15 protein-coding genes are annotated in these 16,114 nt (G+C 60.7%); 5 read left to right on the top strand and 10 right to left on the bottom strand.

Annotated elements, in window-relative coordinates; all coding sequences use genetic code 11:
- Positions 1 to 64 precede the first annotated feature (64 nt).
- Entirely contained in the window at positions 65 to 577 is a 513-nt protein-coding gene (locus tag AC0R79_RS28840) for a dihydrofolate reductase (protein ID WP_474732594.1), read from the top strand.
- A 126-nt stretch (positions 578 to 703) separates the two neighbouring features.
- Here AC0R79_RS28840 and AC0R79_RS28835 read toward each other — a convergent pair whose 3' ends face one another.
- Positions 704 to 2,095 (bottom strand): L-cystine transporter, encoded by a 1,392-nt coding sequence (locus AC0R79_RS28835; RefSeq protein ID WP_007953434.1) that lies wholly within the window; start codon positions 2,093 to 2,095, stop codon positions 704 to 706.
- Between the two features lie 240 nt (positions 2,096 to 2,335).
- Here AC0R79_RS28835 and AC0R79_RS28830 point away from each other — a divergent pair, with 240 nt between their 5' ends.
- Positions 2,336 to 3,397, top strand: a complete 1,062-nt coding sequence (locus tag AC0R79_RS28830) for an HAD family hydrolase (RefSeq protein WP_085605918.1) — start codon at positions 2,336 to 2,338, stop codon at positions 3,395 to 3,397.
- A gap of 200 nt (positions 3,398 to 3,597) precedes the next feature.
- Here the strand turns inward: AC0R79_RS28830 and ilvD are convergent, their stop codons facing one another.
- From ilvD to AC0R79_RS28800, 6 genes are all read right to left on the bottom strand, one after another.
- The gene (gene ilvD, locus AC0R79_RS28825; RefSeq protein ID WP_375744323.1) at positions 3,598 to 5,439 is read right to left on the bottom strand and encodes a dihydroxy-acid dehydratase; all 1,842 of its coding nucleotides are present in this window, start codon (positions 5,437 to 5,439) and stop codon (positions 3,598 to 3,600) included.
- A gap of 255 nt (positions 5,440 to 5,694) precedes the next feature.
- Complete coding sequence (locus AC0R79_RS28820) at positions 5,695 to 6,912, bottom strand: multidrug effflux MFS transporter (protein WP_474732593.1); 1,218 nt, start codon at positions 6,910 to 6,912, stop codon at positions 5,695 to 5,697.
- Complete coding sequence (locus tag AC0R79_RS28815) at positions 6,905 to 7,861, bottom strand: diiron oxygenase (protein ID WP_474732592.1); 957 nt, start codon at positions 7,859 to 7,861, stop codon at positions 6,905 to 6,907. The genes AC0R79_RS28820 and AC0R79_RS28815 overlap by 8 nt, the downstream gene beginning before the upstream one ends.
- The gene (locus AC0R79_RS28810) at positions 7,858 to 8,931 is read right to left on the bottom strand and encodes a SagB family peptide dehydrogenase (RefSeq protein WP_375744320.1); all 1,074 of its coding nucleotides are present in this window, start codon (positions 8,929 to 8,931) and stop codon (positions 7,858 to 7,860) included. Before AC0R79_RS28810 ends, AC0R79_RS28815 begins: the two co-directional genes overlap by 4 nt.
- 440 nt (positions 8,932 to 9,371) lie before the next feature.
- Positions 9,372 to 10,568 carry a class I SAM-dependent rRNA methyltransferase gene (locus tag AC0R79_RS28805; RefSeq protein WP_085605910.1) on the bottom strand — a complete coding sequence of 399 codons (1,197 nt, stop codon included), beginning with the start codon at positions 10,566 to 10,568 and terminating at the stop codon, positions 9,372 to 9,374.
- 123 nt (positions 10,569 to 10,691) lie between these two features.
- Positions 10,692 to 11,231 carry a type 1 glutamine amidotransferase domain-containing protein gene (locus AC0R79_RS28800; RefSeq protein ID WP_011336400.1) on the bottom strand — a complete coding sequence of 180 codons (540 nt, stop codon included), beginning with the start codon at positions 11,229 to 11,231 and terminating at the stop codon, positions 10,692 to 10,694.
- Between the two features lie 227 nt (positions 11,232 to 11,458).
- On the opposite strand from AC0R79_RS28800, the gene AC0R79_RS28795 reads away from it, so the two are divergent.
- From AC0R79_RS28795 to AC0R79_RS28785, 3 genes are all read left to right on the top strand, one after another.
- The gene (locus tag AC0R79_RS28795; RefSeq protein ID WP_164872189.1) at positions 11,459 to 12,271 is read left to right on the top strand and encodes an HDOD domain-containing protein; all 813 of its coding nucleotides are present in this window, start codon (positions 11,459 to 11,461) and stop codon (positions 12,269 to 12,271) included.
- 44 nt (positions 12,272 to 12,315) lie between these two features.
- On the top strand, positions 12,316 to 13,128 hold the full coding sequence (mutM, locus tag AC0R79_RS28790; RefSeq protein ID WP_007953423.1) for a bifunctional DNA-formamidopyrimidine glycosylase/DNA-(apurinic or apyrimidinic site) lyase: 813 nt from the start codon (positions 12,316 to 12,318) through the stop codon (positions 13,126 to 13,128).
- A gap of 69 nt (positions 13,129 to 13,197) precedes the next feature.
- On the top strand, positions 13,198 to 13,521 hold the full coding sequence (locus tag AC0R79_RS28785) for a multidrug transporter (protein WP_127800441.1): 324 nt from the start codon (positions 13,198 to 13,200) through the stop codon (positions 13,519 to 13,521).
- 38 nt (positions 13,522 to 13,559) lie between these two features.
- Here the strand turns inward: AC0R79_RS28785 and AC0R79_RS28780 are convergent, their stop codons facing one another.
- The 3 genes from AC0R79_RS28780 to AC0R79_RS28770 form a co-directional block, all read right to left on the bottom strand.
- Positions 13,560 to 13,811 (bottom strand): YfhL family 4Fe-4S dicluster ferredoxin, encoded by a 252-nt coding sequence (locus AC0R79_RS28780; RefSeq protein WP_003195146.1) that lies wholly within the window; start codon positions 13,809 to 13,811, stop codon positions 13,560 to 13,562.
- A 102-nt stretch (positions 13,812 to 13,913) separates the two neighbouring features.
- Positions 13,914 to 14,393: a pantetheine-phosphate adenylyltransferase gene (gene coaD / locus AC0R79_RS28775; RefSeq protein WP_007953414.1), complete on the bottom strand. Its 480-nt coding sequence runs from the start codon at positions 14,391 to 14,393 to the stop codon at positions 13,914 to 13,916.
- 115 nt (positions 14,394 to 14,508) lie between these two features.
- On the bottom strand, positions 14,509 to 16,104 hold the full coding sequence (locus tag AC0R79_RS28770; RefSeq protein WP_007953413.1) for a GMC family oxidoreductase: 1,596 nt from the start codon (positions 16,102 to 16,104) through the stop codon (positions 14,509 to 14,511).
- Positions 16,105 to 16,114: the final 10 nt, after the last annotated feature.

Here is a 16,114-nt window from a genome sequence, read left to right as displayed (position 1 = left end):
GAGCCGTGAGCATAACCGCTGTGGCGCTTATCGGGGTAAGGGCGGCTCTGGTATCCTCGCCGGCATGACTAAATCACTCCCCCTCAGCCTGATCGCAGCCCTCGGTGAAAACCGCGTGATCGGCGTCGACAACAGCATGCCCTGGCACCTGCCGGGGGACTTCAAATACTTCAAGGCCACGACGCTCGGCAAGCCGATCATCATGGGTCGCAAGACCTGGGATTCGCTGGGTCGTCCGTTACCGGGCCGTCTGAATATCGTGGTCAGCCGCCAGACCGATCTGGTGCTGGAAGGCGCGGAAGTCTATCCGTCGCTGGAAGCCGCCGTGGTTCGCGCCGAAGCGTGGGCGAAAGAGCAGGGCGTCGATGAATTGATGCTGATTGGCGGGGCGCAATTGTATGCGCAGGGGCTGGCGCAGGCGGATCGTTTGTATCTGACTCGCGTGGCACTGAGCCCGGAAGGGGATGCGTGGTTTCCGGAGTTCGATCTGAACCAGTGGACGCTGGTGTCGAACGTGCCGAATCCGGCTGAAGGCGACAAACCGGCTTACAACTTCGAAGTCTGGGAAAGAAGATAGCTACAAGCTTGTGATCGTTCCCACGCTCCGCGTGGGAATGCAGCCCGTGACGCTCTGCGTCACTGGACGCGGAGCGTCCCTAGAGGCATTCCCACGCAGGAGCGTGGGAACGATCAGTATCAAGACTTACGCCTGAGCAAGCTCCGCATGCTCATCGGCATCCAGCAGTGCCTTGTCGGTCTGCTGCATCGCCTGACTGGTAATCGCGCCAGCGGTGATCGAACCGCTCACGTTCAGCGCCGTGCGACCCATGTCGATCAGCGGCTCGACCGAAATCAGCAACGCCACCAGCGAAACCGGCAAGCCCATGGCCGGCAGCACGATCAGCGCGGCGAAGGTCGCACCGCCCCCCACGCCCGCCACACCGGCCGAACTCAAGGTTACGATCGCCACCAGCGTCGCGATCCACAGCGGATCCAACGGGTTGATGCCCACGGTTGGCGCAACCATCACCGCCAGCATTGCCGGGTACAGGCCGGCGCAACCGTTCTGGCCGATGGTCGCGCCGAACGAAGCGGCGAAGCTTGCCACCGATTGTGGAATGCCCAGACGACGGGTCTGCGCTTCGATGCTCAGCGGAATGCTCGCCGCGCTGGAGCGGCTGGTGAACGCGAAGGTCAGCACCGGCCAGATCTTGCGGAAGAAACGCAGCGGGTTGATCCCGGCGGCCGACACCAGCAGACCGTGTACCACGAACATCAGGCCCAGACCGAGGTACGACACCACCACGAAACTGCCGAGCTTGATGATGTCTTGCAGGTTGGAACCGGCGACCACTTTGGTCATCAGCGCCAGCACGCCGTACGGGGTCAGCTTCATCACCAGACGCACCAGACGCATCACCCAGGCTTGCAGGGTGTCGATGGCGTTGATCACTTTCTGACCTTTCTCGACGTCATCCTTGAGCAGTTGCAGCGCGGCAACCCCCAGGAACGCGGCGAAGATCACCACGCTGATGATCGAGGTCGGCTTGGCCCGCGCCAGGTCGGCGAACGGGTTCTGCGGGATGAACGACAGCAGCAGTTGCGGCACATTCAGGTCGGCGACCTTGCCGGCGTAGTCGGTCTGAATGGTTTGCAGACGGGCCATTTCCTGCGTACCGGCGACCAGGCCTTCGGCGGTCAGGCCGAACAGGTTGGTCAGGCCGATGCCGATCAACGCCGCAATCGCGGTGGTGAATAGGAGCGTGCCGATGGTCAGGAAGCTGATCTTGCCCAGCGATGAGGCGTTGTGCAGACGGGCCACGGCGCTGAGGATCGAGGCGAACACCAGCGGGATCACGATCATTTGCAGCAGTTGCACGTAACCGTTGCCGACCAGATCGAACCAGCCGATCGAGGCTTTCAGCACCGGGTTGCCGGCACCGTAAATCGTGTGCAGCGCGACGCCGAATGCCACGCCCAGCACCAGCGCGAGCAGGACTTTTTTCGCCAGGCTCCACGAGGTGTGACGGGTTTGCGCCAGGCCGAAGAGCAGGGCGAGGAACACCAGCAAGTTGAGAATCAGGGGCAGATTCATGAGGACTCCAGAAAAGACTGTGCCAACAACCTTCCGGGGCTGTTGCGAACCGGCAAGCCTAACAGTTTGATTTCCAATGATTTAATACCGAAATCAAAGGTCGTCCGTCGTTTTTGGAATAAGCGGGTGTCGCTCTCGGGGATGCAGCTGGCGCGAAACGGACGTGCACGGTCGCTGACAGACGGGGACTGTCACATTTATTTGTTAGCGTCGATTTCTTTGACCCAGGGAGAAGCGCCAATGAAGTTTGCACCGAAATTTCTGGCTGTCGCACTGACTGTGGGGATGGGCCTGGCCACTCAGGCATTCGCCACCGACCTGAAACACTGGCCGGCGGATCAGGCCAAGGCGCTGGACGCGATGATCGCCGCCAACGCCAACAAGGGTAACTACGCGGTGTTCGACATGGACAACACCAGTTACCGCTACGACCTCGAAGAGTCGTTGCTGCCGTTCATGGAAAACAAGGGCCTGATCACCCGCGACAAGCTCGACCCCTCCCTGAAACTGATGCCGTTCAAGGACACCGCCGACCACAAGGAAAGCCTGTTCAGCTACTACTACCGCCTCTGCGAAGTCGACGACATGGTCTGCTATCCATGGGTTGCGCAGGTGTTTTCCGGCTTCACCCTCAAGGAGCTCAAGGGCTACGTCGATGAGCTGATGGCCTCGGGCAAACCGGTGCCGGCGACTTATTACGAAGGTGACGTGGTCAAGAATCTGGATGTGAACCCGCCGAAGATCTTCACCGGCCAGAAAGAGCTGTACAACAAACTGATGGAGAACGGCATCGAAGTCTACGTGATGACCGCCGCCTCCGAAGAACTGGTGCGCATGGTCGCGGCCGATCCGAAGTACGGCTACAACGTCAAACCGCAGAACGTGATCGGCGTGACCACGTTGCTGAAGAACCGCGAGACCGGCGAACTGACCACCGCGCGCAAGCAGATCACCGCCGGCAAGTATGACGAGAAAGCCAACCTCGGCCTCGAGTTGACCCCGTACCTGTGGACCCCGGCGACCTGGATGGCCGGCAAGCACGCGGCGATCCTGACTTACATCGACGAGTGGAAAAAACCGGTACTGGTGGGTGGCGACACGCCGACCAGCGACGGCTACATGCTGTTCCACGATGTGGACGTGGCCAAGGGCGGCATTCACTTGTGGGTCAACCGCAAGGACAAGTACATGACCCAGATCCAGGGCATGATGGCCAAGCACGCGGCGGCCCAGGCGAAAGAAGGTTTGCCGGTGACGGCGGACAAGAACTGGGTGATCGTGAAGCCGGAAGAAATCCAGTAATTGCTACGGTGATCGCTCTCGAGCAGAGCGCGATGATCGTTCCCACGCTCCGCGTGGGAATGCAGCCCGTGACGCTCCGCGTCACTGGACGCAGAGCGTCCCTTGAGGCATTCCCACGCGGGAGCGTGGGAACGATCAAAACCTGAAGGCAAAAAATGCCCCGCACTTGGCGGGGCATTTTTGTTTCTGCGAGTTGACGCTTACAGCCCGTCGAGCATCGCCTTGTTGCGCACGGCACCCTTGTCGGCGCTGGTCGCCAGCAGGGCGTAGGCTTTGAGGGCGGTGGTCACTTTGCGTGGACGCTGTTCGACCGGTTTCCAGCCTTTCTTGTCCTGCTCGACCCGGCGTGCCTCCAGTTCTTCGTCGCTGATCAACAGGTTGATCGAGCGGTTTGGAATGTCGATCAGCACCTTGTCGCCGTCCTGCACCAGACCGATCGCGCCGCCGGCCGCAGCCTCTGGCGAAGCGTGGCCGATGGACAGACCGGAAGTACCGCCGGAGAAACGGCCATCGGTCAGCAGGGCGCAGGCTTTGCCCAGGCCTTTGGATTTCAGGTACGAGGTCGGGTAGAGCATTTCCTGCATGCCCGGACCGCCTTTCGGACCTTCGTAGCGAATGATGACGATGTCGCCTTCCTTCACTTCGTCGGCGAGGATGCCGCGTACGGCGCTGTCCTGGCTTTCGAAGATCTTCGCGTTGCCTTCGAAGATGTGGATCGACTCGTCGACGCCGGCGGTTTTCACCACGCAGCCGTCCAGGGCGATGTTGCCGTACAGCACGGCCAGGCCGCCTTCTTTCGAATAGGCGTGTTCGAAGCTGCGGATGCAGCCGTTTTCACGGTCGTCGTCCAGGGTTTCCCAGCGGGTCGACTGGCTGAACGCGGTTTGCGTCGGAATGCCGGCCGGGCCTGCCTTGAAGAAATGGTGCACGGCTTCATCGTCGGTCTGGGTGATGTCCCACTTGGCGATGGCTTCTTCCATGCTGCGGCTGTGCACGGTCGGCAGGTCGGTGTGCAGCAGGCCGCCACGGGCCAGCGAACCGAGGATGCTGAAAATACCGCCGGCGCGGTGCACGTCTTCCATGTGGTACTTCTGGATGTTCGGCGCGACCTTGCACAGCTGCGGCACGACGCGCGACAGGCGGTCGATGTCGCGCAGGTCGAAGTCGATCTCGGCTTCCTGGGCAGCAGCCAGCAAGTGCAGGATGGTGTTGGTCGAACCGCCCATGGCGATGTCGAGCATCATCGCGTTCTCGAACGCCTTGAAGTTGGCGATGTTGCGCGGCAGTACCGATTCGTCGTTCTCACCGTAGTAGCGTTTGCACAGCTCGACGATGGTGCGGCCGGCCTGCAGGAACAACTGCTCGCGATCGCTGTGGGTGGCCAGGGTCGAACCGTTGCCCGGCAGTGCGAGGCCCAGGGCTTCGGTCAGGCAGTTCATCGAGTTGGCGGTGAACATGCCGGAGCACGAACCGCAGGTCGGGCAGGCGCTGCGCTCGTACTCGGCAACCTTCTCGTCAGAAGCGCTGGAGTCGGCGGCGATCACCATGGCGTCGACGAGGTCGAGACCGTGGCTGGCCAGTTTGGTCTTGCCGGCTTCCATCGGGCCGCCGGAAACGAAGATCACCGGGATGTTCAGACGCAGGGCGGCCATCAGCATGCCCGGGGTGATCTTGTCGCAGTTCGAGATGCAGACGATGGCGTCGGCGCAGTGGGCGTTGACCATGTACTCGACGGAGTCGGCGATGATCTCGCGGCTCGGCAGCGAATAGAGCATGCCGTCGTGACCCATGGCGATGCCGTCGTCCACGGCGATGGTGTTGAATTCTTTTGCAACGCCGCCAGCGCGTTCGATCTCACGGGCAACCAGTTGGCCCAGGTCCTTCAGGTGAACGTGGCCCGGTACGAACTGGGTGAAGGAGTTGGCAATGGCGATGATCGGCTTCTTGAAGTCGTCATCTTTCATCCCGGTGGCGCGCCACAGTGCGCGGGCGCCGGCCATGTTGCGGCCGTGGGTGGATGTTTTCGAGCGGTAATCTGGCATGGAGCACTCCGGGCGGCTAATCAGGTATCAAAAGGGAGTGAGCTTCTATTGACGTCTGGAACACTCAGAAATGGCCGTGTGTCCTGATGTTGCCGATGACGTTGCGGGATCGCCGCTGGTCTCAGCCTGAGCTCATAAACCCGCCGGGGATGAATGGCGATGAATCTCGCGATTCTACACCGCTGGCGTCAGGAGGGAATGGCGCAAAGCGTTGTTCCAGTGCTGACGAAGCGTGCGGGATGACGACCGGCAGGATTAATCGCTGTCCGGTTGCGCCACCAGAGCGTTGCGCCGGCTGATCCGCGCGTTCAACGCCAATGCCACTCCGCTGAGTATCACGAAGCTATAGCCCAGCGTGGATTGAAGGTTGGTCGGGCTCAGGCTGATCAAGGCACTGATCAACCCGCCGCAGATGAAAATGATCGTGCTGCCGGCCGAGGCCGAGGTGCCGGCGTTTTCCGGAAACAGACTCATGGCCTGGGACGTGGCCGCCGGCCGGGCAATGGTGGTGCCGGCGGTGCAGATCAGCATCGGGATCAGCACGGTCGCCGCAGCCAGTGCAAAGTTCGACGACAGGTACAGCATGGTCACGCCGGCGAACAGGATCAGGCTCAGGCCGACGATTATCTGCTGGCCGCTGTTGATACGCCTGCTCAGCACGCTGGCGAGGATCCCCCCGGTGACGTAAGCCGCACCGTAGATCAGCAGGATCAATGAAAATTCGTAAGCGGACAGTTGCAGTCGATCCATGAAGATCAGCGGCGAGATCACGATGAATGAAAAGTGGCAGGCGAAGGCAAATGCTGAAATCAGCCAGTAGCCGACGAAGTCGAAATCTCCCAGAACCCGTCGATAGGCCGTGAGGAAGTTCGTACGTGTGCCAGTGGCGGTAGGTCGGGTGTTCTCCAGAAACAGCCAGGCCTTGAGCAGCACTGCGGCTGATAATGCGATGAACACCCAGAAGCTGCCGCGCCAGCCCAGCGTCGCCTGAAGAAAGGTGCCAGCCAGCGGCGATATCGAGATGAAAATCCCGCCGGCGGTGACCATTAAAATCCGTAGGCGGTCACGTTCTTCGCCTTCGAACAGGTCCTGCACCAGCGCCTGTGACAGCACGAAGCAACCGCAGCCCAGCGCCTGCAACACCCGGAACATCAGAAACAGCGAATAGTCCGAGGTCATCACGCACCCGACGGCGCCGAGCATTGAAACGCTCATGCCGGCGAGCAGCAAACCCTTGCGCCCGATCACATCCGACAGCGGACCGATCAGCAACTGGGCGAAGGCAATCCCGACCGCGAACAGGCTGATCGACAGGGCGATGTCCGCCGGGGTGCGGCGAAAGTGTTCGGCCAGTGCCGGGAACGAAGGCAGCAGGACATCCAGTGGAAAGACGCCGAGCAACACCATTGCCAGCAAAAGACTGACAGCCCCGCGCCGCTGTCGTCGAGTCACCACAGATTGTCCGTCATCCATCGATCAGTCCTGCCCTGGCAAATAATGTCTGGTTTTGAGGTTCGGCAAAAAATCCGGCTTTTTTCAATGCGTTCAATGTAGCGAGGCTGCCGGCGCGTGCCCGCCGTCGACTGGCCTGGGTCGATGTCATCGTGCCGAGAATGTCCATCACCGTCGTGTTTGCAGTGCCCGCGCCACAGAGGCTTTCCCGCAGCCAGTGCTCATCCACTTCGAAGAAGATTTGCAGAATATCGAGCAGGGTCGTCGCGGTGAACGTTCGCTGTTGCGGGTTCAGGTGCAACCAGAGGTAGTGGAACACCTCGGTGAAATAGCGGCTGTGGCGCGCTTCGTCGGTGAGGTGATCGCGCAACATGTCGTTGACGCCGGACACCAGGCTGTCGCGGCAGACATCCAGCAGTTCACGGGCAATGATGGTTTCCGAGACGAAGCCCAGAAGAAAGCACGCCAGCGGCCGTTGCTCCTGAGCGGTGCGGGCAATCAGCAGGTTCATCCGGGTGATCCGTCTGGGCATGACCGGGCGCCCGGTGATGGCGTAGAGGCTGGCGATCTGCTCTGCCACCTGACTGGAAAACAGGGCGTGATAGCCCTCGTCGGTGTAGAGCTGGAGCGCGGCGGTCTTCATCGACGTCGGCACCTCGACCGGCAATTCGCCATGCACGATGGTTTCGACGGCGCGGTTGACGATCCGGTGTTCGAGCAAGGTGGTGTAGTCGAGAAAATGCACCAGATGCCGGGCCGTAAGCCGATGCAGCATCGAGAGGCCCGCTGCCTCAATAACCGGGTGGGTCAGATAGGGCAGGAATGCCGGCGGAAACCAGTGCCGGGTCTCCAGTTGTTCCTGCACGTTGTCCGGCAAGCGGTAATCGTGGGGGCTGGTGCGAACCGAGGCGCGGCTGTTCCAGTCACTCAGGGTGAACTGAAAGACCGGTTCCGGGGCGAGGGCGCTCATGGTTGTGCCTCACGCAGCAGGTCGCGTATTTCCTGACACATCGCCTGACCGTCGCTTTCCCCGCAACCGACAAAGAACAAGGGTTGCTCCGCACTGTTCTCGAGCTTCAGCAACGTTTCGACCTGATCGTCGGAAAACGCGCCCGTGAGCCAGGTGTTCATGCCCAGCGCTGTAGCCACCAATTGAAACGTCTGCGAAAGGTGCCCGGCTTCGACGAACGCCATTCGATAGGCGCGCGAGTGCGGATATTTCCACCAGAGCCGGTCGAAGCGGGCGGTGATGAACAGCCCCAATGGCAGGTTATTGATGAAGTGCTGGCCCCCCAGCAGATTGCCGGGCTCGGTGTCGGGTAAGGGGTTGATGAAGCTCAAGGCGTGTTCGACGGGGTGGTAGGCATAAACGCCGGGCGCCAGTCCGTCGACGTTCTGTACAAACACGAACCCCGCGCAGGCATTGAGCCCGCCGCCGGAAGGACTGCTACGCCGTGCGCCAAGTCCGTTGGCAATGCTGTCGTCGCAATCGGCTTCGCGTTCTCGCAGGTAACCGAGTGACAGGTAGAGCAAGGTGCCGACATCGTCCAGCGACACGGCGGCGCCGGTGAAGGATCGGCAGGTCTTTCGCCGGGTCAGTGAACTCGACAGGCTGTCGTCATTCAGTGCCAGCGGTTCGGGCAGGGCGATGAGTGGGGTCGGACAGGTATCTGCAGGAATGTCGGCCGGCGGTGGGGTGGCAAGCACTGTGTTGCAGTGTTCGAGGTATTGCCTGGACCATTCCTGAATGTTTCGTGGAGTGTGTTCGCAAGGAATATCCCGAGTCCCGATATGGTAGATCCTGGACAATTCATCCCAGCCCCAGACAGACGCTGAGATTTTTGAAGAAGTCAGTATTCCGGCATTTAATAACTGTGTGTCTATTATGTTGCTGTTGTCATATGAATCAGGGTTGTGAATAAGTTGCGCCAATCGGGAGGAGTACTCAAGATCAAGTTCATGTTGAGTATGGTCTTTGTAGTTCCAGACTATCTGGCCGGGCGTTCGTGGCAGTATGAATAAATAAGGGTTTATATGCATGTTGGGGCACGCTGCTCTGGATAGGTGCTTTGTCAGAGGCGCTGGGTAGCCGGCTATACCCAGCGCCGACCTTACTTAACGGGCTTTAGGTGCGACCAGAAAAGCCAGGTTTGCGAGGGTGCGGGATTCCAGAGTAATTGCTTTCATGATTGAACTCCTTGTTCATTGTTGCTTCGTGGTTAGTTAGTGTCACCTCCGTGGTGACGACTTAATAATAGTTTGTAATGGGTTAATCGCAAGCAAATATTAAGTAGGAATAATCCAGTAATTTTGTCGGAGTGATCTTTGGCTGGAAGTCAGTGTGTAAGTTAGATATCAGTGAATAAAGTATTCGCGGAAATATCCTGCACGTCGGCAGGACGATAAATGTAGGAAAGCAAAATCAAAGGCAAAAAGAAGGGGAGCCCGTGGGCTCCCCTTCTTTATACGCATCGATACCGTTAGCTGTTCGGCAGCAAGCGGCAGGTGATGCTCTTGATGTAGCGGGTTTCCGGGATGGCCGGGTGTACCGGGTGATCCGGGCCCTGACCGCCGCGCTCCAGCAGCTGGATGTTGCGGTCCAGGTGACGGGCGCTGGTCAGCAGGATGTTCTGCAGGTCGTCTTCCGGCAGGTGCATCGAGCACGAAGCGCTGAACAGGATGCCGTCTTTAGTGAGCAGGCGCATGGCTTGCTCGTTCAGGCGACGGTAGGCGCCTTCACCGTTCTTCAGGTCTTTCTTGCGCTTGATGAACGCAGGCGGGTCGGCAACGATCACGTCGAAGCGCTCTTCGCTGGCCTTGAGTTCCTTCAGGGCTTCGAACACGTCGCCTTCGATGCAGGTCATCTTGTCGGCGAAGCCGTTGAGTGCGGCGTTACGCTCAACGCCGTCGAGGGCGAAGCCCGATGCGTCGACGCAGAACACTTCGCTGGCGCCGAATGCGGCCGCCTGAACACCCCAGCCACCGATGTAGCTGTACAGGTCCAGCACGCGTTTGCCCTTGGCGTAAGGGGCCAGGCGTGCGCGGTTCATGCGGTGGTCGTAGAACCAGCCGGTTTTCTGACCTTGAACCACTGGCGCTTCGAATTTCACGCCGTTCTCTTCCAGCGCCACCCACTCCGGCACCACGCCGAACACGGTTTCGGTGTAACGCTCGAGGCCTTCGGCATCGCGCGCGGCGGAGTCGTTCTTGAACAGGATACCGCTTGGCTTGAGCACTTGGGTCAGCGCCGCGATCACGTCATCTTTATGGGCTTCCATGGTCGCCGAGGCGAGCTGCACCACGAGGATGTCGCCGAAACGGTCGACCACCAGACCCGGCAGCAGGTCGGAATCGCCGTAGACCAGACGATAGAACGGCTTGTCGAACAGGCGCTCGCGCAGCGACAGGGCCACGTTCAGGCGATGCACCAGCAGCGACTTGTCCAGCGGCAGCTTGATGTCGCGCGACAGCAGGCGCGCGCAGATCAGGTTGTTCGGGCTCATGGCGACGATGCCCAGCGGCTTGCCGCCGGCGGCTTCGAGGATCGCCTGGTCGCCGGCCTTGAAGCCGTGCAACGGGGTCGCGGCCACGTCGATTTCGTTGCTGTAGACCCACAGGTGACCGGCGCGCAGGCGACGGTCGGCGTTGGCTTTGAGGCGCAAGCTAGGCAGGGACATGACGTCGCTCCGGAAAAAAGAGCGGGAGTATACCGTGTTGCGTCTTATGCCGGGTTTGTCGTGCGATGAAACGCGGCTGACCTCATCACGAGCAGGCCCGCCCCGTATCCACGCGCTTATGCCCTATGCCGACAGCGCATCAATCAGCGCATTGCTGAACGCCGGAATATCATCCGGTTGGCGGCTGCTGATCAGGTGGCCGTCTTTTACTACCTCCTGATCAACCCAGTTCGCCCCCGCATTGACCAGATCGTCCTTGACGGTCTTGTAGCTGGTCATGGTTTTGCCATTGACCAGCCCTGCCGAAATCAGCAGCCAGCTGCCATGGCAGATCACTGCGATCGGCTTGCCGGCAGAGGTACCGGTCTTGACCAGGTGCTGGGCGTCCTGATCGATGCGGATGGTGTCAGAGTTCTGCACACCACCAGGCAGCACTACGGCATCGTATTGATCGATGCTTGCGCCCTGGAAGGTCTGGTCGACCTTGAAGTCGTCCGCAGGTTTATCGTGATTCCAGCCTTTGACGCTGCCGGCTTCGGCAGAGAGGATGTCAACTTGCGCTCCGGCCTGCTCCAATGCCTGTTTGGGGCCAGTCAGTTCAACCTGCTCGAAACCGTCGGTTACCAGAAAAGCGACGCGCTTGCCGCTGAGAGAAGTCGCCATCGTTAAGCTCCTGAGTCTGTTGGAATTACTGCCCGAGACAGATGGAGAACTGCTCCGGGCACTACAGATTCCGAAGGCTGGTGGAAAGTGAAAGTTCCTGCGAATTGCCCACTGGTGTGTCGTCCGTCGGTTTTTAGAGGTTAGAATCGCCGCCTGTCCCAGAGTGTGTACTTATGTCCCAAGAGCTGACCACCGAACAGATTCAACAGTCCCTGCAAGGCATCAGCGTGCCTGCGCAGCCGCAGATCATGGTGGATCTGCAAATGGAGCAATACATGCCTGACCCGGATCTGGAGACGATCGCCAAGCTGATCTCCCAGGATCCCGGACTGTCCGGCTCACTGCTGAAAATCGTCAACTCGCCGTATTACGGCCTGAGCAACAAGATCACTTCGATCAAGCGCGCGGTGAACCTGCTGGGCAGCCGTTCGATCGTCAATCTGATCAACGCCATGTCGATCAAGGGCGAGATGAATGACGACACTATCGTCACCCTCAACCGTTTCTGGGACACCGCCCAGGACGTGGCCATGACCTGCCTGACCCTGGCCAAGCGCGTCGGCACCGAGGCGAGCGACGAGGCTTACGCCTTGGGTCTGTTCCACGATTGCGGCGTGCCGCTGATGCTTCAGCGTTTCCCGGACTACATGACGACGCTAGAAAAGGCCTACGCCAACGCGAGTGCCGAGCGCCGGGTCGTGGACACCGAGAACGATGTCTACAACACCAACCACTCGGTGGTCGGTTATTACACCGCCAAGTCCTGGCGCCTGCCGGAACACGTCAGCGCGGCCATCGCCAACCACCACAATGCCCTGGCGATCTTCAGCGACGAGACTTCGCGCAACACTCAGATGAAAAACCTGCTGGCGATCCTGAAAATGGCCGAGCACATCTGCGCGTCGTACCGGGTGCTGGGCAACCAGACCGAAGACTTCGAATGGCAGGCCGTCGGGCCGCTGGTGCTGGAATACATCGGTCTCTCGGATTACGACTTCGAAACGTTGAAGCAGACCATCCGCGAACTTGGCGCACACTGATTCAGCAGCTCATGATTCCAGAAGACCAATGATTCGAGACACTCATGCCTGAACTGCCGGAAGTCGAAACCACCCGCCGCGGCATCGCCCCGCACCTGGAAGGCCAGCGAGTCAGCCGGGTGATCGTGCGTGATCGCCGGCTGCGTTGGCCGATTCCCGAAGACCTCGATGTGCGCCTGTCCGGGCAGCGCATCGTGCTGGTCGAGCGACGCGCCAAGTATCTGCTGATCAACGCCGAAGTCGGCACGCTGATCAGCCACTTGGGCATGTCGGGAAACCTGCGGCTGGTGGAGGTGGGGATGCCGGCGGCCAAGCATGAGCATGTCGATATCGAACTGGAGTCGGGCCTGGCCTTGCGCTACACCGATCCGCGGCGTTTCGGGGCGATGCTCTGGAGCACCGACCCGCTCAATCACGAATTGCTGATCCGCCTAGGGCCTGAGCCGTTGACCGATCTGTTCGATGGCGAGCGCTTGTATCAGCTGTCACGCGGACGTTCGATGGCGGTCAAGCCGTTCATCATGGACAACGCGGTGGTGGTGGGGGTCGGCAATATCTACGCGACTGAAGCGCTGTTCGCCGCCGGTATCGATCCGCGTCGTGAAGCCAAAGGCATTTCCCGGGCGCGTTATTTGAAGCTGGCGATCGAGATCAAGCGCATCCTCGCTGCCGCCATCGAGCGCGGCGGCACCACGTTGCGTGATTTCATCGGCGGCGACGGGCAGCCGGGGTATTTCCAGCAGGAACTGTTTGTCTACGGTCGTGGCGGCGAGCACTGCAAGGTCTGCGGCACGGGCCTGCGGGAAATGAAGCTCGGTCAGCGCGCGAGCGTCTGGTGTCCGCGCTGCCAAAGCTGAGCAAAGCGTCCGAAAAAGTCCTACGGTCTATAGTGAGTTGTCTCACTGTTCAGCCCGAAGGATCGTGCCATGAAGTCCTTGCCAACCCTCATCGTCGCCCTGCTGCTGTGCTCCAGCCTGACCGTTCAGGCCACGGAAGGCGGCAGCGGTGACCCTCGTTACGCCATCCAGAATCCACCGGCCTACGCCATGCTCGGCGATCTGCTGATTGCCCGACCATTGCTGGTGGTGGCAACGGTGATCGGTGCCGGGGCGTTCGTCGTGTCGTTGCCGTTCACCGCGCTGGGTGGCGGGATTGGCGATGCGGGAGAGGCGCTGGTGGTGGCGCCGGCGAAAGCGGCGTTCGTGCGTTGTCTGGGCTGCACAGGGGAGGGATTCGAGCAGCGCGAATGACGCGATCGCAGCCGGGAGCTGCGATCGTATTCAGTGGCTCAAGCCTTGCCGGTAATCTTGCGGTACTTCTCCATCAACTGTTCTTCAGTCTCCGGATGGGCTTCGTCCAGTGGAATGCAATCCACCGGGCAGACCTGCTGGCACTGCGGCTCGTCGTAGTGGCCGACGCACTGGGTGCACAGGTTCGGGTCGATCACGTAGATCTCTTCGCCTTGGGAAATGGCGGCGTTCGGGCACTCGGGTTCGCAGACGTCGCAGTTGATGCAATCGTCGGTGATGATCAGGGACATGCTAACTCCAGCCGGGGCGGGGAGCCCGGGCGCTATGAATCAATGCGCGCAATTGTGCCGCATTGGCGCCCGTAGTGCACGCGGGCGCCGTTTGAACGGTCGTTACTTCTTGAAGCGCAGGGTCAGGGCTTCGGCCACCGCCGGGTGGACGAACTTGCTGATATCGCCGCCCAGGGCCGCGATTTCCCGCACCAGGGTCGAGGAAATGAACGAATAACGCTCGGACGGGGTGAGAAACAGGCTCTCCACATCCGGGGCCAGCTGGCGGTTCATGTTGGCCAGCTGGAATTCGTATTCGAAGTCCGACACCGCGCGCAGGCCACGCAGGAACACGTTGGCGTTCTGCTCTTTGGCGAAATGCGCCAGCAGCGTCGAGAAGCCGACCACTTCCACGTTCGGCAGGTGTTTGGTGACCTCGCGGGCCAGCTCTACCCGTTGTTCCAGCGGGAACAGCGGATTCTTCTTGGGGCTGGCGGCGACGGCGATGATCACGTGGTCGAACAGGCGCGAGGCGCGTTCGACCAGATCGCCATGGCCCTTGGTAATAGGGTCGAAGGTACCTGGGTACAACACTCGGTTCATCGCGTCGTCCTGGCGGGAATCCGTTGGGGAGTCGGATGGTATCGCAGCCGTCCCGGTCGGGAAAGTCGCCTGTTGGGTAAGAAAGCACTATAGACGATCGGAATTTTCGTCTTTTTCACGGGTTTCTCAACCGTTCGCCGAGGGATGTCGCCAGTTGCGCCGTCAGACCGTACACCGACAACTGCGGGTTGGCGCCGATGCTGGTGGGGAACAAAGAGCCGTCATGAATCGACAGATTGCTCAGTTGATGATGGCGGCCGAGGCTGTCGGTGACGGCGGTTTTCGGGTCCTCGCCCATGGCGCAACCGCCCATGACGTGGGCGCTGCCCAGGCGGGTGCGATACAACTCCAGACTCAGACTGTCGATCAACGAGCGGGCCTCGGCCAGACTGTTCACGTAGCGCGCATCGGCGTGCATCGGCATCACCGCCTTGGCGCCGCCGGCGAACTGGATCTCCGCCATGCTGTGGAATGACCGGCGCAAACCCTCCCAGGTGTAAGGCGACACCTGATAGTCGAGCACCGGCGAGCCGTCACCGCGCAACTCGACACTGCCGCCCTGACTGTCCGGGTGAAAACCGTCGCGCAACAGGGCCAGCATCGCGTGGGTGTGCGGCAGGTCCGCCATGTGTTGCGCGCTTTCCTGACCGAAACCACCGAGCAACGTGGCGGCCAGTGCGGGGTGCAGCGGCGGCACTTCGAGTTTGTAGGCCATCGGGCCGGTCGTGCCGTCCTTCCACTGGAAATGATCCGAGTAGATCGACTGCGGCGCACCGTAGAACGGGTTGATGACCTCGTCGAAACGCCCGGCGGACATGTTCACCAAGTGCAGGAAGGTGCGCTTGCCCAGCCGTTTGTGCGGATCCGGTGCGTCCGAGCGCATCAGCAGCGCAGGACTGTTGATCCCGCCGCCGGCCAGCACGTAATGCCGTGCCTTGACGGTGATCGTGCGCCCAGTCGGCTCGACGCAGCGTTCGTCCATCGCCACGCATTGCAGGCCGGTGACCTTGTCGCCGCTGATCAACAGCTTTTCGGCGCGGGCCAGATAAAGCAGCTCGCCACCCTTTTCCAAAGTCGCCGGAATGGTCGTGACCATCATCGATTGCTTGGCGTTGGTCGGGCAGCCCATGCCGCAGTAGCCCAGGTTCCAGCAGCCACGCACGTTGCGCGGGATCACGTGCCAGCTGTAGCCGAGCTGTTCGCAGCCTTTGCGGATCACATCGTTGTTGGCGTTGGGCGGCACCATCCACGGGGCGACCCCGAGTCGCTGCTCCATTTTTTCGAACCACGGCGCCATGTCGGCGGGGCTGTGGCCTTTGACGTTGTGCTCTTTGGCCCAGTGTTCGAGGGTCGGTTCGGGCGTGCGAAAACTCGATGTCCAGTTGATCAGCGTGGTGCCGCCGACCGCGCGGCCCTGAAGGATGGTGATCGCGCCGTCCTTGCTCATGCGGCCGATGCCTTCCTGATAGAGGCTGCTGTAGGCCTGGTCTTCCAGCAGTTTGAAATCGCTGCTGGTCTTGAGCGGGCCTTCTTCGATCAGCAGCACCTTATAGCCGGCGGCACTGAGGATTTCCGCCGTGGTGCCGCCACCGGCGCCGCTGCCGATGATGGCGACGTCGGCTTCCAGGGTCAGGTCATCGGTGAGTTGCGCGCCGTTGTAGGTTTTCCAGCCACGGGCAAGGCCTTCGCGAAACGGGTCGGGTACGGGCATCGATCAGGTT

The organism is Pseudomonas sp. HD57-3, from assembly GCF_056113135.1.
The sequence above is the reverse complement of the archived record's forward strand: the minus strand, read 5'-3'. Positions and strand labels throughout refer to the sequence as shown.